A 25739-nucleotide genomic window follows, 5' to 3' on the forward strand; every position below is an offset into this window, starting at 1 on the left:
AGGATCAAAAGGGCGGCATAGGCAATTTTCTGCACGCGAGCTCCCCCAAAGGCCAGCGAAGATTAACTGATTGGAAATCTAGGGGATAGCTGGCGGTCTTGCTAGGGGGAAGTCTTGTGTAAATGCCTCAGCGCCGGGGATTCTTGCCGATCGGACGCTTGGCGCCGCCGCGCTGGGCAGGGCGGTCACCGCGTGGGGCTGAACCTTTGCCTGCGGGCTTGCCGGATGCGCCCAGGCCCTTTGCGCCGGGCCTGCCACCAGGTTTGCCCGGCTGTTTGCCCGGCTGTTTGCCTGCCGGTTTTCCGCCCGGCTTGCCGGTGCGGGAGCGGGTTGGCCGTGCCGGCTTTTCCTCTTCGGGCTCCAGCCCTAGCTGGTCGCGCACCACCCGCGGGCGCAGTTCTTCGACCTCGCCCGCCTTCAGGTCGCCCAGCTGGAAGGGGCCGTAGGACACGCGCAGCAGGCGGTTCACGTTGAAACCAATGTCCTCCATCGCCCGGCGGATCTCGCGGTTCTTGCCCTCGCGCAGACCTACAGTCACCCAGGCATTGGCGCCTTGCTGGCGGTCCAGAGTCACCGTCATCGGCTGAAAGCGTTCACCTTCGATCACCAGGCCCTTGCGCAGCGGGGCGAAGTCCTCGTCCTTGGGGCGGCCATTGATCCGCACCCGGTAGCGGCGCAGCCAGCCGGTCGAAGGCAGCTCCAGCTTGCGCTTGATGCCGCCGTCGTTGGTCAGCAGCAGCAGCCCTTCGGAGTTGAGGTCCAGCCGCCCAACGGTCATGACCCGGGGCATCTCCTCCGGAAGCGCGTCAAAGATCGTCTTGCGGCCCTTCTCGTCGCTGTTGGTGGTCACCAGGCCCGAGGGCTTGTGATAGAGCCACATCCGCGGCGCCTCCGCCTCGGGCAGGGGCTGGCCGTCCACCAGGATCCGGTCCTTGGCCGTCACGTTCAGCGCCGGGCTGTCGATCTTCTTGCCGTTCACAGACACGCGGCCCTCGGCGATCATGCGCTCGGCCTCGCGGCGCGAAGCGACGCCTGCGCGCGACAGCACCTTGGCGATGCGGCCGCCTTCGGGGGCTGCGCCGGTGTCCGGTTCGGCGGGGGCCTTGCGGGGCTGGGATTTCGGGCCGGGTTTGCCTTTGGGGGATGCGGGTGTTTTGCTCATGAGGCTGCCATAGAGCATTCCGCCGCCTTGCGAAAGCGCGCAATCGCGGGCAGGTAGGGGCATGGCTTTCAAATCGCATATGGACAAAGCGCTGGAGCAGGCGCGGCTGGCAGCAGAGCGCGGCGAGGTTCCTGTCGGCGCGGTGCTGATTGCACCGGACGGGCAGGTGGCTGCACTGGCGGGCAACCGCACGCGCGAGCTGAATGATCCGACCGCCCATGCCGAAATGCTGGTGATCCGCGAAGCCTGCGCGGCCTTGGGCAGCGAACGCATTACGGGCCATGATCTCTATGTGACGCTGGAACCCTGCGCCATGTGCGCCGCCGCCATTGCCGCCGCCCGCATCCGCCGCGTCTATTATGGCGCCTCCGATCCCAAATCGGGTGGGGTGGCCCATGGTGCCTGTGTGTTCTCCCACCCGCAGGCGCATCACGCGCCCGAGGTCTATGACGGCATCGCCGAAGCGGAAGCGGCAGCGCTGCTCAAAGATTTCTTCGCTGCCAAACGCTAACTCGGCGGATGGTGACGTGCCGTCGTCTTTCTTGACTGTTGCTTTTCTAGGTCGAATGTCCTAATTGAAAAAATAGGTCAATTGTCCTAGAGTCGCAAATGCCGCAGCCAGCCACCAAAGACCGGATTGCCGAAGCAGCGGACCAGCTGTTCTATGAACGCGGGTTCGAGGCGACGTCCTTTGCCGATATTGCTGTTGCCGTGGGTATCTCGCGCGGCAACTTCTACTATCATTTCAAAACCAAGGACGAGATTCTTGACGCGGTGATCAGCCGCCGCTTGGGCAACACGCGTGCCATGCTGCAGGACTGGCAGGCCCAGGGCGCCAGCCCGGCCGGCCGCATCACCTGCTTCATCCGCATCCTGATCGCCAATCAAGCCAAGATCACGCTCTACGGCTGCCCGGTGGGCACGCTGGTCTCGGAACTGGCCAAGCTTGATCACGGCGCGCAAGGACAGGCCAATGCCATTTTCACTCTGTTCCGCGATTGGCTTTGCCGCCAGTTTCAGGAGCTGGGCTGCGGCAACCGCTCCGACGCGCTGGCGATGCATTTGCTTGCCCGCAGCCAGGGCGTGGCGTCGCTGGCGCAGGCCTTCAGGGACACGGCTTTCATCGAAAGCGAAGTTGAACAGATGCAGGCCTGGCTCACCGGCCAGGTGCCTGCGGCGGCTTCCGGCTGATACGCATCAAAGGAGACATGCATGTATTTCATTTTGCTGACATTTGCAGCGCAAAAGGAACGCCTGGCCGAGTATCTCGAAGGCCACAAGACCTGGTTGCGGCAGGGATTTGAGGACGGGGTGTTCCTGGCCGCCGGCTCGATGACCGATGGCGAGGGCGGCGCGATCCTTGCGGTTGGCGAAAGCGAAGAGGCCCTGTTTGCCCGCGTCGCCCAGGACCCGTTTGTCTCTGGCGGAGTTGTCGAGCCCGAAATCATCGGCGTGGCGCCCACCATGATGGACCCGCGGCTCGATTTCCTGCGGGCCGCGGAATGAGCCGCTTGTTCACCGCGCCGGATGGTTTGCCCCGCTGCGCCTGGGCGGGCTCGGCCCCGGATTTCCTGCGCTATCATGACGAGGAGTGGGGCTATCCGGTTGGGGACGACATCCGGCTGTTCGAGAAGGTTTGCCTGGAAAGCTTTCAGTCCGGCCTCAGCTGGCGCACGATCCTGGACAAGCGCGAGAACTTCCGCGCCGCCTTTGCCGGGTTTGATTTCAACGAAATGGCAGCGTACACCGAGGCGGATGTGGAGCGTTTGCTGCAGGACAAAGGCATCATCCGCCACCGCGGCAAGATCGAAGCGGTGATCAACAACGCAGCCCGTGCCCGTGACCTGGTTGCGGAGGCGGGGTCGCTGGCTGCCTTCTTCTGGAGCTTCGAGCCCAGGCCCGAGGATCTGCCTGAGCCGCAAACCGCCTCCACCAGCCCCGAATCCTTCGCGCTGTCCAAGGCGCTGAAGAAACGCGGCTGGAAGTTTGTGGGCCCCACCACGGCCTTTGCCTTCATGCAGGCGATGGGGCTGATCAATGATCATGCCCATGGCTGCCATTGCCGTGCCAAAGCTGCGGCGGCACGGCAAGCGTTTTCGCCGCCTGCGCTGAAGGCCGCCGTCTGACGGAACCGCGCCGGGCCGCCAGGCCCGGCGCCCGGCCCAACGGGAGCGGATCTGCACCGCAGATCCGGCGACGGGCGGGAGAGCCCGCGCTGCCGTCCGGATGCCTGTCAGAGTTCGATCGCCTGCATAACCTCCGGCTCAATCACTTCAACCCCCGGCAGGCCGTCGATCAGCTCCTGTGCCGATTGCTCCAGGATCGGGAAGCTCTTGTAGTGGCAGGGGATCACCGTCTTGAAATTGAAATACCGCTTGGCGGCATAGGCCGCGGCCTTCATGTCCATGGTGAAATGCCCGCCCGCTGACAGGATGCCTGCGTCCGGCTTGTAGTAATCGCCCATCCACTCCATATCGGCCATGATATCGGTATCGCCGGACAGGTAGAGCGTTTTCCCCTCAGCCCGGATCATGAACCCCACCTCGCTGCCACCGGTGCGCAGGCCTTCGGGCGTCGAAAAGGTCGAGCTGTGCGAGGCAGGCACCATCGACACGTTCACCCCGTTCAGATCGACAGTGCCGCCCTTGTTGAAACCGATGGTCTCCACCCCTTCGGTCTCGGCCCATAGCCCCATCAGGTCGTATTGCCCGGCCACCGGCACCCCCAGCCGTTTCGCCAGCGGCAGCACATCCACCACATGGTCGAAATGCACATGGGTCAGCAGGATATGGGTTGCACCCGCAATGGCGGCCTCGTGCTGATCTTCCGGCAGCACCGGGTTGCCGGTCAGCCAGGGGTCCACCAGCAGCACCTGTCCTTCGGTTTCAATGCGGAATGAGCCATGGCCCAGCCAAATCACTTTCATCTCAAAATCTCCTCCCGTTGTTCTGGCTTGCAGCCTATCAGGCCAAGGATGAAATGAAATGCGGACGTGCCGGCAATTTGGCCTGTCCCAGGTTCCTTGGGCGGTGAGGGGTTTGCAGGCTTGCAGGCAAGCCGGTGCGGCGGTAAATGCCTCAGTAACACGAGATGAGGGTTTCCATGTCGATTGACCAAAGCACCGCCGCCAAGGTGGCCAAACTGGCCCGGATCAAGGTCGAGGATGCAGCACTTCCGGCGCTGGCAGACGAGTTCAACAATATCCTCGGCTTCATCGAGCAGCTGAACGAGGTGGATGTGGACGGCGTCGAACCGATGACCTCCGTCACCCCGCAACGCCTCAAGCGCCGCGTTGATGAAGTCACCGACGGTGATCAGCAGCCCAAAGTGCTGGCCAATGCCCCCGACGCCCGCGAAGGCTTTTTCGCAGTGCCCAAGGTTGTGGAGTAAGAGACATGAGCGATCTGAACAAACTGGGCTTGGCGGAGGCCCGCGACGCGCTGCGCAAGGGCGACACCACCTCCGTCGAGCTGACCGAGGCCTGCCTCAAGGCGATTGACGCCGCTGATGCGCTGAACGCCTTCGTCCACAAGACGCCCGAAATCGCCATGGAGCGCGCCAAGGCCGCCGACGAACGTATCAAGGCGGGCGATGCTCCCTCCATGTGCGGCCTGCCGGTCGGCATCAAGGATCTGTTCTGCACCAAGGGCGTGCCCTCCCAGGCGGCGTCCGGTATCCTTGAAGGCTTCAAGCCCGAGTATGAATCCACCGTCAGCCAGAAGCTGGCCGATGCCGGCTCGGTCATGCTGGGCAAGCTGAACATGGATGAGTTCGCCATGGGCTCCTCCAACGAAACCTCCGTCTATGGCAATGCCGTCAGCCCCTGGCGCCGCGGCAACGATGATGCCCAGCTGACCCCGGGCGGCTCCTCCGGCGGTTCCGCCTCCGCTGTCGCCGCCGATCTCTGCCTTGCGGCGACCGGCACCGACACCGGCGGCTCGATCCGCCAGCCCGCCGCCTTCACCGGCACCGTCGGCATCAAGCCGACCTACGGCCGCTGCTCGCGCTGGGGCATCGTTGCCTTTGCCTCCTCGCTGGATCAGGCCGGCCCGATGACCAAATCGGTGCGCGACGCGGCCATTATGCTGGAGGCCATGTGCGGCCACGACCCCAAGGATTCGACCTCTGCCGAACTGGCGGTGCCGGATTTCGAGGCGATGCTGACCGGCGACATCAAGGGCAAGAAAATCGGTATCCCGAAAGAGTACCGCATGGACGGCATGCCCGGCGAGATCGAAAAGCTCTGGGCCGATGGCGCAGACATGCTGAAGGCGGCCGGTGCCGAGATCGTCGACATCTCGCTGCCGCACACGAAATACGCGCTGCCCGCATACTACGTGATCGCCCCTGCCGAAGCCTCCTCGAACCTGGCCCGCTATGATGGCGTGCGCTACGGCCACCGCGCCGCGCTGGAAGCAGGCGACGGCATCACCGAGATGTACGAGAAGACCCGCGCCGAAGGCTTCGGCTCCGAGGTGCAGCGCCGCGTCATGATCGGCACCTATGTGCTGTCGGCAGGCTTCTATGACGCCTATTACAACCGCGCCCGCCGCGTCCGTACCTTGATCAAAAAGGACTTCGAGGACGTTTTTGCCGCCGGTGTCGACGCCATCCTGACCCCGGCCACCCCGTCGGCGGCCTTTGGCCTGGGCGAGATGAAGGACGCGGATCCGGTGCAGATGTACCTCAATGACGTGTTCACCGTCACCGTGAACCTGGCAGGGCTGCCCGGCGTTGCTGTGCCTGCGGGCCTGGACGGCCAGGGCCTGCCGCTGGGCCTGCAGCTCATTGGCAAACCCTGGGAAGAGGGCGATCTGCTGAACACTGCCTATGCGCTGGAGAATGCCGCAGGTTTTGTAGCCAAGCCGCAGCAATGGTGGTAAACCTCTGCTCAAGCAATTGAGCAGAGCTGACAGGTACCCCATGCGCGTCTTCGCATCTTATGCCGCCGCAGGCAGCCTTCTGGTTATGGCTGCCTGTTCCCCGCAAGTCCCCGACAGCGCCGCCGGCGTTGGCATCGACGGCGACCCCTTTGCACCGCCGCCGGAAGTCGGGACCACGATCATTGGCGAGCCCCTGGTGCCGCCGGCGCGGGTGTCCACCGAACCCTACCGGGTTGCCCCGGCGCCGCGCAGCCCCGGGTCTGTCGCTGCGGCGGGCACGTTCCGTACCGCAGATGCGGGCAGCAGCGATGAGGATATCGCCCGCGAGGCCGCCGCGGCCCTGGCGGCGTCGCAATCGAATTCCGGCACCGCACCCTTGCAGGCCAGCCCGTCCAACCCGGCGCCGCAGCAGGCCGGGAATCCCGGTATTTCCGACGAGAACGACTTTCAGGCAGTGTCCTCCCGCCAGTCGATCGAAAGCGATGCGGAAAGGCTGCAGCGCCAAAAAGCGCAATACCAGCAGGTGCAGCCGGTGGCAGTGCCGCAAAGAACCGAGAGCACAGGCCCCAATATCGTCCGCTATGCGCTCAGCACCAGTAATCCCAAGGGCGTGCGGATCTACAGCCGCTCGGGCATCAACCTGAAATCGCGCAACCAGAAGAACTGCGCCGAGTTCGCCTCGCCTGACGCCGCCCAGGTGGCGTTTCTCGAACAGGGCGGGCCGCAGCGCGACCGCAAGGCGCTGGATCCGGATGGCGACGGCTTTGCCTGCGGCTGGGACCCGGCACCCTACCGGCTCGCCGTTCAGAACTGATGGCGCCGGATCAGCTGAAGCCTGATCATCCGGGCGCCCTCTGGCACCCCAGCCCGAATTCCGGAGCCCGCAGGGACGGTTTGACACCGTCCCTGATTGTACTTCACTACACGGCAATGGACAGCGCCCAGGCCGCCCTGGAGCGGCTCTGCGACCCCGCGGCAGAGGTCTCCGCGCATTACCTGATCGGAGCAGACGGCACGCTTTGGCAAATGGTCGCCGAAGAAAGCCGCGCCTGGCACGCCGGCGCCGGGGAGTGGCAGGGCCAGGACGACATCAACTCCCGTTCCATCGGCATCGAACTCGACAACCTCGGCACCCATCCCTTCAGCGCACCGCAGATGGCAGCGCTCGAAGATCTGATGCGCGCGATCATGCAGCGCTGGAGCATCCCGCCGTCAGGTGTGATCGGCCATTCCTGCATGGCGCCGGGGCGCAAATCCGATCCAGGCCCGCGGTTTGACTGGCCGCGTTTGGCCCGCCAGGGGCTGGCAAGGCCTGCCGGCAGCGCCAGCCCCGCGCCCAAACCGTCGGCAGATCTGTTCCGCAGAGCCGCCTGCAAAGCCGGTTTCACCGCCCCGGCAGATGATGAAACGCTGCTCGCGGCTGTGCGCCTTCGGTTCCGCCCCTGGGCGCGCGGTCCGCTGGCGGCTGAAGATCTCGGGGCCCTCGCTTGAACGTCCACAGCCTTGGCTTCTTTCTGGTCCCAAATACTCCGGGGTGAATTGGCCACGGGCCAAGAGGGGCAGCGCCCCTGCTGCCCAACTATCCGCTTGACCCGGCCTGCCTTTGTTTCTACCCCTCGGCCCGCGCAGAAGGCTGGATGGCCGCCGGCGCGGGGATCTCCTCGCGCGGGAGGAAAGTCCGGACTCCATGAAGCAGCGGTGCCGGGTAACGCCCGGGCGGGGAAACCCGACGGAAAGCGCCACAGAAAACAGACCGCCAGCCTCCGGGCTGGTAAGGGTGAAACGGTGGGGTAAGAGCCCACCGCGCCCCTGGCAACAGGGGCGGCACGGCAAGCCCCACCGGGAGCAATGCCAAATAGGGTCCCCGCGCGGGCAGGTTCCGGTTCTCCGGAAAACCGCCGCTAGGTTCGCTTCAGCCGAGAGGGACCGGGTTGGCAGCTTGAGTGGCGCAGCAATGCGCCGCCTAGATGAATGGCCATCGATCCCTGCCTTACGGGGCAGGGGGGACAGGATCCGGCTTACAGGCCTTCTGCGCGTTCCATTGGCTCATAGGCGGTGGCCGGCCCGGGAATACCCTTGAGGTCGAATACACCGGCCTTTTTCAGGCCCGCGCCGATGGCCCGTGCGGTGGTTTCGCACAGCAGGATCTGCCCGCCGCCCGCCTTGCTGCATAGCCTGGCTGCGAGATTCGGCGCGGCGCCAATCGCTGCATAGTCCAGCCGACCCTCAAAGCCGATCTGGCCGGTTGTTGCCTCGCCAGTGGCAATCCCGATCCCCAGGCCAATTCGGCTGCCGCCGGTTTGAAAGCGGCGCACCGCAGCCGGAAAGGCAGCCTGCATTTGCTGTGCCAGGGCCAGCGCCCGCCCGGCTGGGTCCTCGCAGGGCAGCGGCGCGTTGAACAGCACCAGCAGGCCGTCGCCCAGAAACCGCTCCAGCGTGCCGCCGGCCGCTTCAATCAGCGGGCCGGAGGCCTGATGGAAAGCGTTGAGCGCGGCAATCACCTGTTCCGGGGCAACTGAGCTGGCGTAGGCGGTGAAACCGCGCAGATCGGCAAACAGAACCGTCACCGTGCGGCGCTGGCTGTTCAGCAGGGTGCTGCCCGCACCCGCATTCACGATCATCGCCGCCACCGGCTCCGGCAGGAAGCGGCGCAGGCGGCTGGTCCGCTCCAGCTCGGCAACCTGATGCGCCACCTTGCGTTCCAGCGCGCTGTTCCAGGATTTCAGCTCCTCTTTCTGGGTGTTGACCTCCTCATAGAGCGTGCCCAGTTCCCGGCTCATGCTGTTCACATTCCGCGCCAGCCCGCCAAACTCGTCCCGGTTGGGCACATTCGCCCGGGCGCCAAAGTTTCCGGACGCCACGGCAGACACCGCCCGGCCGATCTGTTCCACCGGCCACAGGACGGAGGAAGAGATCAGGTAGCCTGCCAGCAGCGACAGCGCTACCGCAGCCAGGCTGGCACCCAGCACCAAATTGCGCGCGCGGCTGTAGGCCAGGCTGGTTTCCCTTGCCCGCCGGTCCATCTCATCCCTGATGCTGGTGGCAACCGTATAAGCGCTGCGCTGTATCCGTCTGGTCCGGGGCACGAAGCTGTGTCTGGCCAATTCGGCGACTTCTTCGAAATCTCCTGCGTGCCGTCTGCGGGAAATTTCGAAGGCGATGGATGGCAGTGCCTGCGCCTCTTTCCGAATTTCTGCCAGGTGGGGATCCTTGAGAGTGCCTTCACGGTCCTGTTTCCGGATGGCCCTGGCAAGGAACAGAGCCAGGTTGTTGACTTCATTCATCAACTGTTCGCTTGGAGGTGTTGCCGGATCACGGAGTTCCAGTGCACTGGAATAGGCAAAGGCCATGGCGTTATTGGCGCTTTGGTAGATCAGGCTGTAGGTGTGGATCCGCTGCTGGTCGCGGATCAGGTGCCGGGTGCGCTCATTTGCCTGTTGCAAGGATTGCAGTCCCAGAAGGGCGAGGATAATCAGCAGCCCGGTTCCGGTCAGAAAGGCCGCCAGCAGCTTATAGCGCAGGGACACCGTCAGGGCGGCCACAGCGCGCACCAGAAGATTCGGTTGTGGTTCTTTGGAACTGGTCTCCCTGTGCTCAGGCATCAGCAGGGCCTTCGGGCTGTCGTGCGGCTGGATAGCCAATGAAATGGGGCAAACGGCCGCTAAGGCGATGTTTCACCGCGTCGCAACCGGGGGGAACGCAGCCGGAATCCCCTATGCAGCCACCCGGCCGTCTAAATTGGCCTTCCTGGGCGGCTTCGGAGCGATTTGGCTGTTGACTTGAGGCACAGGGCGGGTAAAAGCCGGGCTTCAGATAGGAATTTACCGAGAGGCCCCTGCCTTTTCGGACGCAGGAGAAGCACCATGGCGAAGCCGACCACCATCAAGATCCGCCTGAACTCGAGCGCGGGCACCGGCCACTTCTATGTGACCAAGAAAAACGCACGCACCATGACCGAGAAAATGGTTGTGCGCAAATACGACCCGGTTGTGCGCAAGCACGTCGAGTACAAAGAAGGCAAAATCAAGTAAGCCTTGCCTTCGGCACAGATTTGAAACGGGTCGCGCCAGCCGCGGCCCGTTTTCTTTTGAGCGGCCGGAACCGGGGCGGGCCAATTCGCATTCGGTTAAAATGCGGAATGTTTTGCTGTCCCCGCTTAGGCGGCCGGGCACGTTTGTGCCGCAATTACCGCCTATGCTGACACCAGTGGGTTAAAGAACACGTGGGTGGATGTGCTGTGAGAGTCTTTTTGTTTGCGGCCGGGCTGGCCGCAGCCGGGGCGCCGGTTTCGAGTTCCTTTGACGCCGGAACCGCGGTTCCTCTGCCGCCTGTTGTGGCGGCAAAGCCTTTGCAGGCGGCAGAGCCGATTCCGGATGCCGGGCCAGCGGCCGCGGACCGGGCGGTGGTGGACAAGATCGTGCAGCTGCAGGGGCGGGAACTGACCCTGTGCCTGGTCCGTTCCGGCAGTGCCGGAATGGCGGTGCTGAGCGTTCCGGAAAACAGCGTGGTGCCCAGCCTGCCAGAGATATCCGAGGCTGAATTCCTCGGCCTGGTGACGGCGGCCTCCGGCTGCCGCCCGGATGGCGAAGTGCGGGAAGTCGCCAGCCAGCGCGGCACAATCGCCATTTCCGCCGGTCTGGACTGCACTGCGGCCGGTTCCTGAGCAACCGGCCGTCAGCTCATGGTTTGACCCTTATGCCCGCCACTCCGCCATTGTGAGCACGGGTTCCAGCCCCATGCCTTTCATCAAGGCGGCAGAGGCCGTGTTGAAAGGGGCATAGGTGGCCGCGACCACCGTGGCGCCCGCCTCCAGCGCCCGTGCCTTCATCGCCTCCAAAAGCGCCTTGCCGACACCCATGCGGCGCCAGGCTTCGGTCACCGAGATGTGGTGCAGCATGGCACGGGTTTCAGCCGCGCGGACAGGCAGCGCGGGGCGGTTCTGGATTTCGAAGATGACGTAACCCAGCAGGCTGCCCTGCGGGCTTTCTGCGGCCAGTGCGCAGACCGTGGGCCCGGACAGCCATTCCTGCAGCCAGCTTGCCAGTTCGGCGCTGCCAGGCCCGGGAATGTGGCGCTCTGGCTGATAGGCCGCGTGCAGCGCATGCAGGTCCTGCAGGAGCGGCAGCAGCCGCTCGGCGGCGGATGCGGGAATTTCAATGATCTTCATGGCGAATTCCTTCTTGTTATGAGTGTCAAAATGAAAAGGGGCGGATCGTTGTGATCCGCCCCCGCTGTCTTTGGAATGTGGATTTCGCTTATTCGCGGTTTCCAAGCAGCTGGAGCAATTATGTATTGTGAAAAAGCGTAAGTCATCTGTATCAGTCAGTGTTTCCAAAGGGTTGCTTGGTTCTTCGAGGCGGATTGTAAGGCTGCGATTTTCCGGGAGTTGTAAAGGTAGTTCTGTTTTTCGCAGCATTTTCAATGGGTAATGGTCTATATTGTGCAGTTTTCCGGCTTAATCTCAGTCAATTGGTCGAAGCCACCCTCAGTAGCGGGTCAGAAGCATTGTGGCCGCGACGGGGAGGTAGTGTTAAACTATCCTGAGATACCATGTAAACGCCATCACCACGAACGGAGGGGCAATGAGCTTGTCGGCCGAAATCAGCGGTTTCCAATGGATTGTCATTGCTTCCATGATTTTGGTGACCTGGGCGGCTTTGTCTTGTTTGTATTTCCTGCTCAAAACCTCTGGGCGGGACCCCATCATTGATCCCAAGCTGGCAGAGAAGTTCAGGCAGGACGCTCCTTACTGGAAATTGGCGGAAGTTCTGGAGCCTTCCAGAGGAAAGTCGATGTAGCCGGGTACATTGCATCTACGTTGCCAGGAAAGTCTTTGGCGTTCGTTCTTGCTCCAGTTCCAACCCGCAGGCACAGCTCTGATCTGCAACGTTATTATCTGAGCAGGGTACACATCTTCTCGAGAGAGGCGGGTTCCTGTCCAATATGGCATGGCGGATTTCGAAGGTTCCTTCCAAGCTTTCAGCCACTTCTGTTGGAACTCGTGCAGCGGTCATGCTACGTCTGCCCGCATAGCCGGATGCGAAGCTTCTTCAAGAACTCGCTTCTGAAATTCAGGTTTCAATCCAATCGACTGTTGGTAGAACCTTACCAAGACTTATAAAGGCCAACAGCGTGACAGACGAACAAAAGAAGAAGCTTGAGCAAAAGCTCTGGGATATAGCGAATGTTCTCCGGGGGCGGATGGATGCTGATGGTTTCCGCGACTACATCCTGGGTTTCATTTTCTACAAGTACCTGTCGGAACGCTTGAATCTCTATGCCGACAAGATCCTCAAAGCCGATGGCCTGACCTTTGCAAGCCTTGATGAGAATGATGCTGTTCATAGTGGCATTCTCAAAGCGGTCGAGGAGAACACGATCGAAGCGCTGGGATATTTCCTGAAGCCCTCCGAACTGTTCAGCGCCATCGCGGCCAAGGGTGCTGAGCCAAATACATTCATCCTCTCTGATCTGGCAAAGATCCTGAACAACATTCAGAAATCCACCATGGGCACTGAGTCCGAGGATGATTTCGACAACCTGTTTGAAGACCTGGATCTGAGTTCAAGCAAGCTTGGCAGCACTGAAGAAGCCAAGAATACGGTTATCGCCAAGGTGTTGGGGCACCTTGATGCAATCGACTTCCAGCTTGAGGACGCCCGGTCTGACGTCCTGGGCGATGCCTATGAATATCTCATTGGGCAGTTCGCCAGCGGGGCGGGAAAGAAAGCAGGGGAATTCTATACACCTCAGCAAGTTTCGACCATCCTGGCCCGGATCGTGACCACAGGCAAAACCCGCCTTCGTTCCGTTTACGATCCCACTTGCGGATCCGGGTCCCTGTTGTTGCGCGTGGCCCGCGAGGTTGAGCACGTGGGGGATTTCTTTGGCCAGGAACTGAACCGAACCACCTACAACCTCGCGCGGATGAACATGATCCTGCATGGGGTGCATTACCGGAATTTCGACATCCGGCAGGAAGATACGCTGGAACATCCCCAGCATGACGGGCTGCTGTCCGAGGCCATCGTGGCCAACCCTCCGTTCTCTGCAAAGTGGTCGGCCAGCAAGATTTTTGAAAGCGACGACCGTTTCTCGGAGTATGGCAAGCTTGCCCCCAGTTCCAAGGCTGACTTCGCCTTTGTGCAGCACATGCTGCACCACTTGGACGAAGACGGCACCATGGCAGTGGTGCTGCCGCATGGGGTGCTGTTCCGTGGTGGGGCCGAAGGGGCGATCCGTGAATTTCTGGTGGGAACCAAGAACTGGCTGGATGCGGTTATCGGCCTTCCGGCCAACATCTTCTATGGCACAGGAATTCCAACTTGCATCCTGGTTTTCAAGAAATGCAAGGAGCACGAAAACGTTCTGTTCGTTGACGCCTCGACTTGTTTCGAGAAAGGCAAGAACCAGAATAATCTGAGCGACGGGGATGTGGAGCGGATTGTCGAGGCTTATCGTTTGCGGGCGGAGGAAGAGCGTTTCAGCCATCGCGCCAACCTGGAAGAGATCCGCGGGAATGATTTCAACCTGAACATCCCCCGCTATGTGGACACGTTTGAGCCGGAACCAGAGGTGGATTTGGAGGCCGTCACGGCGCGGATCCATGATCTGAATGTTGAGATGAAGCAGGTGGATGAAACCCTCCGCGAGTTCTGTTCTGAACTGGGATTGGAGGCACCAGTATGAGTGCTGTGCAAAGGACTTTCCCTAAGTCTGTACAGCCGGGCATTCCACACCTGTCAGCCACGCCTGCAGGCTGGGCGAGATACCGTTTCGGGGATCTTTTTGACGTTGTAAAACGACCCGTTGAGATGAAAGACGACGCGGAATATGACTTGGTGACGGTCAAGCGCTCGCGTGGAGGAATTGAACATCGCGGTCGCATGCTGGGACGCAAGATATCTGTGAAAACACAATTTCACATTCAGGAAGGAGACTTCCTGATTTCCAAACGTCAGATCGTGCATGGCGCATGCGGGTTCGTTGGCCAAGAGTTTGATGGTTCTATTGTGTCCAACGAGTATTCGGTTTTGGCACCTAAGCCGATGCTACGCCTGGACTATTTGCGCTACCTTGTTCACTCGATTTATGTGCAGCAGACCTTCTTTCACTCCAGCATTGGCGTTCATATTGAGAAGATGATTTTCAAGCTGGAAGAATGGTTCAAATGGCCCATCAATTTGCCACCCCTCGACGAACAAGAGCGTGTGGCGAAGATGTTTGTAGCGACTGATGGCAAACTCACCCTTCTCACCGAAAAGAGAACCGCGTTGGAGAAGTACAAGCGTGGGGTGATGCAGCGGCTGTTTAGTCGCTCGCTGCGCTTTGCCCAAGACGACGGATCCGCTTTTCCGGATTGGGAGGAGCGGAAATTGAGCGACATGGGGACGCTCTATAGCGGATTGTCCGGGAAAACTTCTGTCGACTTTGGGCAGGGGAAGCCCTTCATCACCTATAAGCAGGTCTTTGATTCGTCGTCTATTGATCTAAGAAAGTGCGGATTTGTTCAGGTCGCCCCCAACGAGAGGCAATCCAAGGTCCAGTTAGGTGATATCCTGGCTACAACGTCATCAGAGACACCGACAGAGGTTGGTTTTGCATCGGTTGTTTTGAATGATCCGAAAGAGATGTACCTGAACAGTTTCTGCTTTGGATACAGGCCCAATAGCCTTTCTGAGGTGTTGCCAGATTTCTCACGTTACCTTTTCCGCTGCGCCGAATATCGGGAAAGTGTATTCAAGCTCGCGCAAGGAAGCACTCGATACAACATCTCAAAGAAGGGTTTCCTGAAAATTTGCCTTCACTTTCCCCACCCAGACGAGCAACGCAAAATCGCGGACTTCCTTTCCGCCATCGACGCCAAGATCGACGCTGTATCCGCCCAGATTTCCGAAATGGAGACCTTCAAAAAGGGTCTCCTGCAAAAGATGTTTCTCTGATTTTATTCCCCAAAAGGATTTTTTATGTCCGTTCAGTCCGAAGCCCAGCTCGAAGCGGCCCTTGTAAAACGACTCGAGGGGCTGGGCTGGCAGGCCGTCTCCATTCCTGACAGCGTAGCCCTCGCCTCGAACCTGCAAACCCAGCTGGAAACGCACAATGGCCTGAAATTCTCCCCAGGGGAATTCCGCACCATCCTGAATCATCTGGAGAAGGGCAATGTCTTCGACAAAGCAAAGACCCTGCGCGACCAGTTTGCCTTGCAGCGGGATGATGGCACCACGGCCTGGGTGGAGTTCTTCAACAAGCATGAGTGGTGCCGCAACCGGTACCAGGTCACGACGCAGGTAACTCAGGAAGGGGCCTACAAGAACCGCTATGACGTAACGCTGCTGGTGAACGGCCTGCCGCTGATCCAGATCGAGCTGAAACGCCGTGGCATTGAACTGCGCGAGGCCTTCAACCAGATCAACCGGTACCAGCGGCACAGCTTTGGGGCCGGCAACGCCTTGTTTCAATATGTGCAGCTGTTCGTGATCTCGAATGGCGTGAACACCAAGTATTACGCCAACAACCGGCATCAGGATTTCAAGCAGACCTTCTATTGGGCTGAGGAAGACAACGAACCGATCAAGAGCCTGGACAAGTTTGCAGACGGTTTCCTGGAAAAGTGCTTCGTCTCGAAGATGATCGCCAAATACATCGTTCTGCATGAGAGCGACAAGATCCTCATGGTGCTGCGCCCCTATCAGTACTACGCGGTCGAGCGGATCCTGGACCGGGTCATGAAGGGGCGGAAGAACGGCTGTATTTGGCACACGACCGGATCGGGCAAAACGCTGACGAGCTTCAAGGCTGCCCAGGTGGTGATTGAGAATCCCAAGGTGGACAAGGTTGTCTTTGTCGTGGATCGGGCGGATCTGGATTATCAGACGACGAAGGAGTTCAACTTCTTCTCACCTGGATCAGTGGATGGCACAGACAATACCAATCAACTGGTCAGGCAGCTCTCAGGCGAAACCAAGCTGATTGTCACCACGATCCAGAAGCTGAACACTGCCATCACCAGAGAGCGTCATGAAAAGGCTCTCCAGGGCGTGAAAGATCAGCGGGTGGTCTTCATCTTCGATGAGTGTCATCGCTCTCAATTCGGAGACACCCACAGGAACATCGTTGCATTCTTCACCAAGGCTCAGCTGTTTGGTTTCACCGGCACGCCGATCCTCAAAGAGAACGCCGTGGGCAAGCAAACCACGAGAAAGCTCTTTGATGAGCCTCTCCACAAATATGTCATCACCGACGCGATCAGAGACGAGAATGTCCTGCGGTTCTCGGTTGAGTACTGGGGCAAGCTTCGGCGCAAGGATGGATCTCTGATTGGCGACGAGGAGGTTGCAAGCCTTGATCTTAAAGGCTTCTTCGACGACGAAAGGCGGATTGGCAACGTTGTCGACTGGGTGATCCAGAACCACGACAGGAAGACACACCAGCGTCAGTTCAGTGCCATCATGTGCGTTGGTTCCGTAGAGGCCCTGACCAAATACTACGAGGCGTTCAAGAGCAGGAAGGACGCAGGCCTGCATGATTTGAAGGTCGCCACCATCTTCACGTTCGCTGCGAATGAAGAGGATGCTGAGGCTAACGGTCTGATTGGTGAAGCAGACGTGACTGGCGGCCCTGTCAACGCGCAGAGTCAGCATAGCCGGGACAAGCTGGCCTCCTATGTCTCCGACTACAATGCCATGTTCGGCACCAACAACAGCGTCAAGGATGGCAAGGCCTTTTACGTCTATTACAAAGGCTTGGCAAAGCGCATGAAATGGCGGGACAAGAAGGACTTCGTGCCCGAGAAGGGCATCGATATCCTGTTGGTCGTCAACATGTTCCTGACCGGCTTCGACGCCAAGACGTGCAATACACTCTATGTGGACAAGAACCTGAGATACCATGGTCTGATCCAGGCATTCTCGCGTACCAACCGCATTCTTGGGCAGGTGAAATCACAGGGCAATGTTGTATGTTTCCGGAACCTGAAGGAAAAGGTCGATGACGCCATCGCGCTTTTCTCAAACCGGGATGCAAGTGACCAGATCCTGATCGAGCCGTATCAAGTTCATGTCGATCAGTTCAACAAAGCCGCCATGGATCTCTTCCAGATTGCGGCTACACCGAATGCTGTCGACAAGTTGGAATCTGAAGAAGACATCCTTGCTTTTGTCAGGGCCTTTCGTGAGCTCATGCGGATCCGGAACGTCCTGTCGACGTTCGCTGAATTCTCGACAGAGGACCTGGTTCTCGATCCGCAAAGGTTCGAGGACTATAAGAGCAAATACTTGGACATCCATGATCGTGTGAAGGCCAACAAAGATGATGATCAAAAGGCGTCGATAGTCGATGAAGTCGATTTTGAGCTCGAGTTGATCCGGCGCGACAACATCAACGTCGCCTACATTCTCGCTCTGTTGGCATCGATGTCGTCCGGGGATGCGGATGATGCAGAAGAAGCCGAGGCCAAACAGAAAGCTGTTCTCGACCTGCTTGGGTCGGAGCCGCGCTTGAGAAGCAAACGCGAACTGATCGAGGAGTTTATCTCATCCTATCTTCCCAAGTCGAAGTCGGAGGAAGAGACCATCGAAACCTTTTGGCAATTCTGGAAACAGAAGCAGACTGAAGCCTTCGAAACGCTGTGCTCTGAGGAGGATTTGGACCCGGATCGTTTCAATGGGCTGTTGGAAGCATTTCAGTTTTCGAACAAAGCTCCCCTCACTGACGAAGTTCTACAAGCGGTGCGTACTCAGCCAGGAATTCTGACGCGAAAGTCTGTTGCCGAGCGGATCATCGCAAAGATGGTCAGTTTCCTCGAGAGGTTTCAGGAAGGTCTGGGGGAAATGCGTTAGGCTTGGACACTGTTGGTTTGGGTAGGCAGTAGGGAAGGGTAAGCGAATTTACCTGGAAAAAATCATGGTGATCATGCGCCTCTTAGCACCGCAATCGCCCGCCCCGCTACGCGAGATATAGGCTCTGCGAGCCGAACGATTGCTCGACCTGCCCGAATGGAAGCCAACACCAACTTGTCGTCCAGAGCGCACAGAAAATTTTATTCATGCATGAATACGAGCGGAGCAGGGCACCGCTCAAAAGATATCGATGATCAGGGGCAAGGGGCGTCGAGGCCGCAATGGGGCTCGCATTGATCGCTGTCGTGGCTGGCCTGATCTGGTTGTTTGTATTCCAAGGTCATGTTCATAGAGCTCGTCGACCGGGATCCTCCTCTTCCAACGGCTCTTGGGATCATTGCGAAAAAATGTTCGCGTGCAAATCCTCAAGGAAACGTGCCGCATCGCTGTTGCAAAGCTCATTACCCAGAATCGTCCAGGTGATATAGTTTGCGCGGGTTGAATGGAGAGAGATGAATAATGGACGATCGAGCGCTGATTTCCGAAATCAACAGAATATTGGATGAGCATGGTCTTGAGTATGGCAAGCGAGACGCTGCTATTGGCGTCCTCTGGATGGTATTAAATCCGGCCTCAACGTCGACATCAACAAAGAAGATTTGCGACGACGGGAGTATTCTCAGTGAACAACGCTGGACTCTAACTACCAACGATCGTGCGAGCGAAATGAAAGTCGAACTCTCGTACAATAAGTAAGCGGCGTTTCCACCTCACCCAGGATCAGCTTGACAGTTGGGGGTTCCAGGGGAGGAGTGCATCGAGCCGCTCAACGGTGTGACCTGCAGCGATGGTATCGAGGGTGGCCTTGAGGTAGGCGAAGGGTTCGACGTCGTTCATCTTTCCCGTGGCGATAAGCGAAGCGATGCGGCCTCAGGCACGGCCGCCTTCATCATGGTCAGCAAAAAGTGCGTTCTTCCTCGTCAGAGCGATTGGACGGGTCCCCTGTATCACTTCCTTCGCTTGCCTTTTCGCTGGTTTGCTGCCTGCTTTCGCCTTTGTTTTCGATTGGGCACTATTATTCTTGGAGTGTGAGGGCGTTCAAAAAGTATCTGTGTCAACTCAGGATACTCTTCTTCATCCACATGCCGCATTTTCAGCGGCCGTTGCAGAACCCCGATTTCTTTGCAATCTTTTTGAATTTGCTCGCGTTCTACGTCGGTCCAATCGCATTGTTCGGCATAGATCAAGTCTTCAGATACACCGCGTCCTTGCTGGGGAGGTTCGCGGGAAATCCCAACGATCCGCTTGAGGTGAGGGTATTTTTCCAGGACACCACGGGCATAGATCATCGCCCGTTCGGTGCGAATTCTTCGATATTTCTCATACCCACCATTTGCATCCATCCAGTCATGATACTTGAATGTCATTATGAAGAATGCGGTTTCGTTTTCTGCTGATTGTGCCGGTGCAATCATCAAGCGGAAAAAGGCATCTTCCTTGATACTTGCCTCCAGGGCTCCCCTAATAGCTTCGCCATGAATGCGCCTATTAAAGCGCCGCTCCAAAGCCATGTAGCGAACACCGAGTTCGTTCTTGCTCAGTTCGAAGTCATGACCATCAAGCGTGATAGACGTGCCATTCAGCATATGGTCGGTGAACAAGGTAACAAAAGCATCCCAAAGGTAAGAAACCTTGTCTGCGGACTTTTTGGCACGGTACTGGGGATTGGTAATCCAGTTTTGATAATGATCGCGTTCAATCGAAATCTCTGGCGTCTCGTCATCTATGACAAAATCATGGTCTCCGTCCTCATTGATTCTGATGGCATAGTAAGCAAGCAGGTTTTCTTCACCTTGAGCGGATAGGAGGCGCCCGGATCGAACAAACTCTTCTTTCTTTTCGAGGTAATCCGCGAAGTCCCGGACGGTGTCCAGTTCCCGCATAACGATATCAAGGGACACGTCATCGAGAACATGCACGAAGGATCCATCCGGGGTCACATCGCCAATGGCGAAGGGGGCCGCTTCACCTGGGTCCTTTGGGCAATTCATGTTCCCCTTCAGATTGGGCTGGATCATCAAGCTGCCAGAATGGCCTTTGAAATACTCTTTGCACTGATCCGACGCACCCCGTGCTACGATCACATGGTGGAACTTACGCTTCCCTGGTTCTGGAAAATCAATCGGAAAGGGATTTTCGCAGTTTCGATCCAGGAAGATACGATTGGGATGTTCTTCAATCCATCTTTCCGCACCTTTGGCCTGTTTGGCTGCAGCTATCACTGCCCGCTTAACCCATCGCACCCAGGCAATGGGTAATTCACCAGATGGCCACTCAATGCTCTTTTCCGAGAAAATGATTATATGATCGCCACACACTACGAGCAGATCGCAGAGTTCTTTGCCATCACCGCGCCCGTTTCCTCCAGTCTTCTGGTCTCTGTACGGGCTTGGGTAGGACCAGAGATTTAGGAAGGACTTTTCTGCGAGGCTTGCTAAGTATCTTTCGCTCTCGGTTACCCCGACCTCTTTTAATACGGGTGGTCGAAGTTGCTCTGGGCGATCATCTATTCCGGAAGGTTTTATCATCATTAAGCAGATCTAAATGGCTGTTATTCCCGTTAAAAGTGGGGGCGGGGCGCGAAGATTTCAATGAGGGCGGATGCCCTTTCTGGCTGCAAAAACAGCCCAGATCGTAAGAAGGTCAAACCCGTCACAAGAGGAGACTTTGCCCGGATGGTAGTTGCAAGAGTGGCGGAGAACGACCAGTTTTTTGGCATATCAGTTGACCACATAGGTTCCAGTAGGTTTTTTTCTGATAGAGGTATTTTCTATGTGATCGGTGAAGCGCTCCGGGTTGGGTTGTTCGCGTGATGGCCAAATTGCGTTCGCGCCAAATCCGTTATTAGCGTCGTGCGGCGGGAGGCATCAAAGGAATGCGTGAGGGACGCTCGTAGCTGAGACTGCTCACCAAGAACAACGACCTTGGATGTTGCCCTGGTTATTGCAGTATAGATGAGTTGCTTGCTGCTGATGCGGCTTCGCGTGTGCGGAAATATCACCTTTGAAAACTGACTTCCTTGGGCCTTGTGGACTGTGATCGCATAAGCCAGATCCAGTGCATTTGTATCAGCCTGTTCGATCCACTTTTCTTCCCCTTCAAAATCAATCAGTAGCCGGTCTTCTGCCAGTGTCAAAACAGTTCCCAAGGTGCCATTCATTAGATCGAGATTGTAGTCGTTGACTGTCCAGATCACTGGTTCACCAGGGCAAAAACCAAACCTCTCAGGCATTCCCTGAGTGCGGTCAGCATGGAAGATGGCGTTGATAGTGTTGACCCCACATGGCCCATCGCGCACGGCGCTGATGATCTGCGCAGATGGCATCTCGCTCTGCAGATTAAGCAGTTTATCGGTCATTTCGTTTAGTGGGCACGGAAGGAAATGCACTCCTGATCCGTCACGATGAAACTCCTGAAACTCTGGCTGTCTGACGTCAGCGCCAATGGGACAGTTTAGGCTGATTTGATAAGAGAGGGTTTCTGGCACATCGTAACCGCCAAGGAGTGGAGATGAGACAGAAACCCGGAACCAAGCAGAGCCACGGCGAGAGGGTCGTCAAGGATATCCGCCGGGCCACCCGCAAGCAGTATTCAGCGGAAGAGAAGATCAGGATCGTTCTGGACGGCCTGAAGGGCGAGGACAGTATTGCTGAGCTGTGCCGCCGCGAGGGCATTGCTCAGAGCCTCTATTACAGTTGGTCCAAGGAATTCCTCGAGGCTGGGAAGAAGCGCCTGGCGGGCGACACGGCGCGTGCAGCGACGTCGAGCGAGGTCAAGGATCTGCGAAGTGAGGCGCGCGATCTTAAAGAGGTCGTTGCCGAGCAGGCATTGGAACTGCGCCTTCTGAAAAAAAGCATACTCGGGGATGGGGGCGATGGCGAATGAGGTACCCCGCATCCGAGAAGCTGGAGATCATCCGGCTGGTGGAAGGATCGCATTTGCCAACCAAACGCACGCTGGACAAACTGGGCATCCCCAGAGCGACCTTCTACCGCTGGTATGACCGGTATCTGTCTGGCGGCCCTGAGGCGCTTGAGGACCGCCGCCCCAGGCCGCCACGGGTCTGGAACCGCATTCCCGAGGCGGTCCGGGAGAGGATCAAGGACCTGGCCCTGAAGGAAAGCGAACTGTCGCCGCGCGAATTGGCCGTGCGCTTCACTGACACGGAAAAGTATTTTGTGTCAGAGGCTTCGGTCTATCGCATCCTCAAGTCCTATGATTTGATCACCAGCCCGGCTTACGTGGTTCTGTCGGCGGCAGACGAGTTCCAGGACAAGACAACGCGTCCCAACCAGCTGTGGCAGACTGACTTCACCTATCTCAAGGTCATCGGTTGGGGTTGGTTCTACCTATCCACGATCCTGGACGATTACAGCCGCTACATCATCGCTTGGAAGCTCTGCACGACGATGAAGACGGGCGACGTGACCGACACCCTGGATCTGGCGCTGCAAGCCTCGGGCTGCAACCAGGCGAAGGTTCTGCACAAGCCACGGCTGCTATCAGACAACGGTTCCAGCTACATCTCTGGCGAGTTGGCTGACTGGCTGGAAGATCAGCAGATGCATCACGTTCGCGGTGCGCCATATCACCCGCAAACCCAGGGCAAGATCGAGCGGTGGCACCAGACCTTGAAGAACCGCGTCCTGCTGGAAAACTACGACCTACCGGGCGACCTCAGGCAGAAGATCGGCACCTTCGTCGAGCACTACAATCACCACCGTTATCACGAGAGCCTGCTGAACCTGACACCCGCTGACGTCTACTTCGGGCGAGGGCAAGCCATTCTAAAACAACGAGAAAGGATCAAACGAAAGACCATCGAAACGCGGCGCTTGCTTCACCGCAAATCCGCAGCATAATCAGACCACCAGATGAGCCAGACCCTCTCTTAGATCACGCCGCAATCTGTCCCAAAATCCCTGACAACGGACACTCCACATGCAGCTCGGGATTCCAGCCAGCGCTTGAATTGCCGAATTTGAGGCTCGGTCATCGGCTGACCGTACGTCAGCTGGTTGGCCACCTCGCCCTTCGTTTCTGCATCCCAGGTCAAAAGTGCTGAGACATGCTCGAGGGCTTTGTATGATGAAGCTGGGGCGTAGGACGACGAGTGAAGGTAAGATTCGTATAGGCCGCCTATCAGATTGGACGAGTGCGTCACCCGATCTATCAGGAGATACCTCTGGCGCCCGTCTGAGATGCACGATGTAATCTGGAAACGTAAAGGGGCAGGTTTTGACACTGTAAACTTCTTTCGAGCCGTTTTTCGTTCTAATTTGCTGAGAACATTGGCTAATTCTCAGAAAACGAAATTTTTTATTTTCGGCTGAAAGATATTGAGCCCATCTTCCTTGGTTTGCGGGCTTAGGATGGGGTGTTTCAGAAGCAAAAAAGCCTGCCAAGACTGGGTCTTGGCAGGCTCCATCGGTCCTGAGTGGACGTTAGAGAGGTTTACTCTCGGTTCCCTAACAATGAGAGCAGCATCATGAACATATTGATGAAGTCCAGGTAGAGGCTGAGGGCGCCCATGATGGCCGCCTTGCCCAGCCACTCCTGGTCGCCCGCGTGGGCCATCTGCAGGTAGTCGTTCTTGATCCGCTGGGTGTCATAGGCGGTGAGGCCTGCGAAGACCAGAACGCCGATCACCGACACCGCAAAGGCCAGCGCCGAAGAGGCCAGGAAAATGTTGATGATCGAAGCGGCGATCAGGCCGATCACGCCCATGATCAGGAAGGAACCCATGCCGGACAGGTCCTTCTTTGTGGTGTAGCCCACCAGCGACAGGCCGGCAAAGGCGATCGAGGTGATCAGGAACACCTGCACGATGCTCTCGCCGGTGAAGGCGATGAAGATCCAGCTGATCGACAGGCCCATCAGGGCGGCAAAGAAATAGAACACGGTCTGCACGCCGGCCGCCGACAGGCGGTTCACGGCGGCGCCGAAGCCGAAGAAGACAAAGGCCAGCGGGGCAAACATGATTACCCACTTCAGCGGCGTCGCATACAGCGTGTAGCCGAGATTCGTCAGATACTTGTCAGCGCTCAGCTGGGCCACGGCAGCCGCCGGGTCCGAGGTCACCGCCAGCCCGGCAATCGCCCAGGCGGCCAGGAAGGTGATGAATGTGCCTGCGGACATGGTGCCGTAGACTTTGTTCATATGGGCGCGCAGGCCCTCGTCAATCTGCGCGGCGCGGGCGCCGGCGGCAGACCGGATGGTGTCGAATTGTGCCATCTGCAATGGTCTCCGTAATCTACTCCCTATCTGCCGGCGTGCGAACAGGGCCGCGGCCGGCAGCTTTCCCGGTAAATATCGGGGGAAGCGCGCTGTGGTTCAAGTATTTCAAGCAAAGATTTAGAGGAAAAACAGGTAAACGGGCCGCGGCAGGGCGGCCCGTCTCAATTCCTGGCAGCTGCAGCGCCTTTGGGGATCAGCAGCTCCAGTGGTCCGGCGCGCTCCAGAAGCTGCGGCGGGATTCGGTTTCGGCTTCGCTGCGGGTCACGCCGATGTCTTCCAGCGCCCGGGCGTCCAGTTTTGCCAGCTGGCGGCGCTGGCGCCAGGCGGCCAGGTGCAGGCCGATGCGGGCGGTCAGCGAAAGCCGCGGCTTGGCGGCGGCGCAATGGGCGGAGCGGGTGGAGGTCAGATAGGTCATGGCGTGGATCCTTCAGTTAAGTTTGTGATGGTTCCCTTTCGGGTGATCATTTCTGTTGATGAATATGGAGGCATGTGCCATATTTTCAAAACGAATGTTTTTGATAGAACTCATCAGGTGTTGTGATGGTTAGAAATCTTGATATCACCACGCTCCGCTCTTTTGTGGCGGTGGCGGACCATGGCGGGGTGACCCGTGCCGCGGGTTTTCTGCATCTCACCCAGTCGGCGGTGTCGATGCAGCTGAAGCGGCTGGAAGAGCTGCTGGGGCTGGACCTTCTGGACCGCTCCGGGCGCGGCATCGCGCTGACGGCCTCGGGCGAGCAGCTGCTGGCCTATGCCCGCCGCATGGTGGCGATGAATGACGAGGTGATCGCCCGGCTGACCGACCAGGCCTTCGAAGGCGAGGTGATCCTTGGGGTGCCGCATGACGTGGTGCATCCGGTGATCCCGCAGGTGATGCAGCGGTTCAACGCAAGCTTCCCGCGGGTGAATGTCAACCTGTGCACCTCCAACACCCGCGAGCTGAAGTCGGAGTTCGCGCGCGGCAGGATGGATCTGATCCTGACCACCGAGACCGGCGCGGGCGAGGGCAGCGAAACCATCCACCAGATGCCGCTGCGCTGGGTTGGCGCGGTGAACGGCTCTGCCTGGCGGCAGCGGCCGCTGCGGCTGGGCTTTTGCCGCAAGTGTATTTTCCGCACCGAGGCGACCGCGGCGCTGGATGCGGCAGGCACTGCCTGGGAGATGGCGCTGGACAGCGATTCCGACCGCACGGTGGAAGCAACGGTCAGCGCCGACTTGGCGGTGGGGGTGCTGCTCGAAGGCACCCAGCCGCCGCATCAGGAGCTGATCGACCACGGCGGAGCGCTGCCGGAACTGCCGGTGCAGCACATCAACCTCTATGGCGGCGAAAAAGTGCGGGCACCCTATGTCGAAGAGCTGGCGGCCCTGATCCGTCAGGGGTTTTCAGCCATGCGCCCGGTGCCGCTGCGCGCGGCAAGCTGACGTCTTCGGGAAGGGCGGGGTTTGCGGTTGCAGCTGCGGCGGCAATCCGATGCAGCGCCGGCAGGCAAAGCGCTCCCGCGCCCGCAGGATGCCCTGGCTGCGCCAGACCACCCTTGGCGGCCTTGGGCCAGGCTCAGC

At 58.8% G+C, this 25739-nt stretch carries 23 protein-coding genes, 1 other RNA gene and 2 pseudogenes; 17 read left to right on the plus strand and 9 right to left on the minus strand.

Going from position 1 to position 25739, the window contains the following annotated elements; translation table 11 throughout:
- Positions 1-127: 127 nt before the first annotated feature.
- Positions 128-1162, minus strand: a complete 1035-nt coding sequence (locus ACXAEH_RS02180) for a pseudouridine synthase (RefSeq protein WP_475030857.1) — start codon at positions 1160-1162, stop codon at positions 128-130.
- A gap of 61 nt (positions 1163-1223) precedes the next feature.
- Between ACXAEH_RS02180 and ACXAEH_RS02185 the strand changes: the two genes are divergently transcribed.
- The 4 genes from ACXAEH_RS02185 to ACXAEH_RS02200 all read left to right on the plus strand — a co-directional run bounded on the left by ACXAEH_RS02185 (position 1224) and on the right by ACXAEH_RS02200 (position 3288).
- A complete protein-coding gene (locus ACXAEH_RS02185) occupies positions 1224-1673 on the plus strand; it encodes a nucleoside deaminase (protein ID WP_475030858.1) in 450 nt (149 codons plus the stop codon).
- A 98-nt stretch (positions 1674-1771) separates the two neighbouring features.
- The gene (locus ACXAEH_RS02190) at positions 1772-2353 is read left to right on the plus strand and encodes a TetR/AcrR family transcriptional regulator (RefSeq protein WP_475030859.1); all 582 of its coding nucleotides are present in this window, start codon (positions 1772-1774) and stop codon (positions 2351-2353) included.
- 21 nt (positions 2354-2374) lie between these two features.
- The gene (locus ACXAEH_RS02195; RefSeq protein ID WP_475030860.1) at positions 2375-2668 is read left to right on the plus strand and encodes a YciI family protein; all 294 of its coding nucleotides are present in this window, start codon (positions 2375-2377) and stop codon (positions 2666-2668) included.
- Positions 2665-3288, plus strand: coding sequence for a DNA-3-methyladenine glycosylase I (locus tag ACXAEH_RS02200; protein ID WP_475030861.1), 624 nt, complete (start codon positions 2665-2667; stop codon positions 3286-3288). The genes ACXAEH_RS02195 and ACXAEH_RS02200 overlap by 4 nt, the downstream gene beginning before the upstream one ends.
- A gap of 107 nt (positions 3289-3395) precedes the next feature.
- Here the strand turns inward: ACXAEH_RS02200 and ACXAEH_RS02205 are convergent, their stop codons facing one another.
- Positions 3396-4088 carry a metal-dependent hydrolase gene (locus tag ACXAEH_RS02205; RefSeq protein ID WP_475030862.1) on the minus strand — a complete coding sequence of 231 codons (693 nt, stop codon included), beginning with the start codon at positions 4086-4088 and terminating at the stop codon, positions 3396-3398.
- Between the two features lie 176 nt (positions 4089-4264).
- Here ACXAEH_RS02205 and gatC point away from each other — a divergent pair, with 176 nt between their 5' ends.
- From gatC to rnpB, 5 genes are all read left to right on the plus strand, one after another.
- A complete protein-coding gene (gene gatC, locus ACXAEH_RS02210; protein WP_475030863.1) occupies positions 4265-4552 on the plus strand; it encodes an Asp-tRNA(Asn)/Glu-tRNA(Gln) amidotransferase subunit GatC in 288 nt (95 codons plus the stop codon).
- A gap of 5 nt (positions 4553-4557) precedes the next feature.
- A complete protein-coding gene (gatA, locus tag ACXAEH_RS02215; protein ID WP_475030864.1) occupies positions 4558-6045 on the plus strand; it encodes an Asp-tRNA(Asn)/Glu-tRNA(Gln) amidotransferase subunit GatA in 1488 nt (495 codons plus the stop codon).
- 40 nt (positions 6046-6085) lie between these two features.
- Positions 6086-6859, plus strand: a complete 774-nt coding sequence (locus ACXAEH_RS02220) for a hypothetical protein (RefSeq protein WP_475030865.1) — start codon at positions 6086-6088, stop codon at positions 6857-6859.
- Complete coding sequence (locus ACXAEH_RS02225) at positions 6859-7536, plus strand: N-acetylmuramoyl-L-alanine amidase (RefSeq protein ID WP_475030866.1); 678 nt, start codon at positions 6859-6861, stop codon at positions 7534-7536. The genes ACXAEH_RS02220 and ACXAEH_RS02225 overlap by 1 nt, the downstream gene beginning before the upstream one ends.
- A gap of 134 nt (positions 7537-7670) precedes the next feature.
- Positions 7671-8082: RNase P RNA component class A (gene rnpB / locus ACXAEH_RS02230), an RNA gene on the plus strand.
- Between the two features lie 71 nt (positions 8083-8153).
- Here the strand turns inward: rnpB and ACXAEH_RS02235 are convergent.
- A pseudogene (locus ACXAEH_RS02235) lies at positions 8154-9647 on the minus strand (adenylate/guanylate cyclase domain-containing protein); the annotation flags it as partial.
- A 261-nt stretch (positions 9648-9908) separates the two neighbouring features.
- Between ACXAEH_RS02235 and rpmG the strand changes: the two are divergent.
- Complete coding sequence (gene rpmG, locus ACXAEH_RS02240) at positions 9909-10076, plus strand: 50S ribosomal protein L33 (RefSeq protein ID WP_008554190.1); 168 nt, start codon at positions 9909-9911, stop codon at positions 10074-10076.
- A gap of 206 nt (positions 10077-10282) precedes the next feature.
- Positions 10283-10708 carry a hypothetical protein gene (locus tag ACXAEH_RS02245; RefSeq protein WP_475030867.1) on the plus strand — a complete coding sequence of 142 codons (426 nt, stop codon included), beginning with the start codon at positions 10283-10285 and terminating at the stop codon, positions 10706-10708.
- A gap of 30 nt (positions 10709-10738) precedes the next feature.
- Here the strand turns inward: ACXAEH_RS02245 and ACXAEH_RS02250 are convergent, their stop codons facing one another.
- The gene (locus tag ACXAEH_RS02250) at positions 10739-11212 is read right to left on the minus strand and encodes an N-acetyltransferase family protein (RefSeq protein WP_475030868.1); all 474 of its coding nucleotides are present in this window, start codon (positions 11210-11212) and stop codon (positions 10739-10741) included.
- 415 nt (positions 11213-11627) lie between these two features.
- Here ACXAEH_RS02250 and ACXAEH_RS02255 point away from each other — a divergent pair, with 415 nt between their 5' ends.
- The 4 genes from ACXAEH_RS02255 (at position 11628) to ACXAEH_RS02270 (ending at position 17882) form a co-directional block, all read left to right on the plus strand.
- Positions 11628-11843 carry a hypothetical protein gene (locus tag ACXAEH_RS02255; protein WP_475030869.1) on the plus strand — a complete coding sequence of 72 codons (216 nt, stop codon included), beginning with the start codon at positions 11628-11630 and terminating at the stop codon, positions 11841-11843.
- A 334-nt stretch (positions 11844-12177) separates the two neighbouring features.
- On the plus strand, positions 12178-13734 hold the full coding sequence (locus ACXAEH_RS02260) for a type I restriction-modification system subunit M (protein ID WP_475030870.1): 1557 nt from the start codon (positions 12178-12180) through the stop codon (positions 13732-13734).
- Entirely contained in the window at positions 13731-14987 is a 1257-nt protein-coding gene (locus ACXAEH_RS02265; RefSeq protein ID WP_475030871.1) for a restriction endonuclease subunit S, read from the plus strand. Before ACXAEH_RS02260 ends, ACXAEH_RS02265 begins: the two co-directional genes overlap by 4 nt.
- Before the next feature lie 24 nt (positions 14988-15011).
- Positions 15012-17882, plus strand: a complete 2871-nt coding sequence (locus tag ACXAEH_RS02270) for a type I restriction endonuclease subunit R (RefSeq protein WP_475030872.1) — start codon at positions 15012-15014, stop codon at positions 17880-17882.
- A 780-nt stretch (positions 17883-18662) separates the two neighbouring features.
- Here ACXAEH_RS02270 and ACXAEH_RS02275 read toward each other — a convergent pair.
- The 3 genes and pseudogenes from ACXAEH_RS02275 to ACXAEH_RS02285 form a co-directional block, all read right to left on the minus strand.
- Positions 18663-18878: pseudogene (locus ACXAEH_RS02275) on the minus strand (transposase domain-containing protein); the annotation flags it as partial.
- Positions 18879-18889: 11 nt separating this feature from the next.
- Positions 18890-20473, minus strand: a complete 1584-nt coding sequence (locus tag ACXAEH_RS02280) for a hypothetical protein (protein ID WP_475030873.1) — start codon at positions 20471-20473, stop codon at positions 18890-18892.
- 239 nt (positions 20474-20712) lie between these two features.
- Positions 20713-21300: an ATP-binding domain-containing protein gene (locus ACXAEH_RS02285; protein WP_475030874.1), complete on the minus strand. Its 588-nt coding sequence runs from the start codon at positions 21298-21300 to the stop codon at positions 20713-20715.
- 152 nt (positions 21301-21452) lie between these two features.
- Here ACXAEH_RS02285 and ACXAEH_RS02290 point away from each other — a divergent pair.
- A protein-coding gene (locus ACXAEH_RS02290) for an IS3 family transposase (RefSeq protein WP_475030875.1) occupies positions 21453-22804 on the plus strand; the annotation gives its coding sequence in 2 pieces (ribosomal slippage) (positions 21453-21789 and positions 21789-22804; 1353 coding nt in all).
- A gap of 592 nt (positions 22805-23396) precedes the next feature.
- Here the strand turns inward: ACXAEH_RS02290 and ACXAEH_RS02295 are convergent.
- Both ACXAEH_RS02295 and ACXAEH_RS02300 read right to left on the minus strand, forming a co-directional pair.
- Positions 23397-24176 carry a Bax inhibitor-1/YccA family protein gene (locus ACXAEH_RS02295; RefSeq protein WP_475030876.1) on the minus strand — a complete coding sequence of 260 codons (780 nt, stop codon included), beginning with the start codon at positions 24174-24176 and terminating at the stop codon, positions 23397-23399.
- Between the two features lie 196 nt (positions 24177-24372).
- Complete coding sequence (locus tag ACXAEH_RS02300; RefSeq protein WP_475030877.1) at positions 24373-24594, minus strand: DUF1127 domain-containing protein; 222 nt, start codon at positions 24592-24594, stop codon at positions 24373-24375.
- A gap of 125 nt (positions 24595-24719) precedes the next feature.
- Here ACXAEH_RS02300 and ACXAEH_RS02305 point away from each other — a divergent pair, with 125 nt between their 5' ends.
- Entirely contained in the window at positions 24720-25601 is an 882-nt protein-coding gene (locus ACXAEH_RS02305) for a LysR family transcriptional regulator (RefSeq protein WP_475030878.1), read from the plus strand.
- The last annotated feature ends 138 nt before the right edge of the window (positions 25602-25739 follow it).

The organism is Leisingera sp. ABM4_060, from assembly GCF_056158765.1.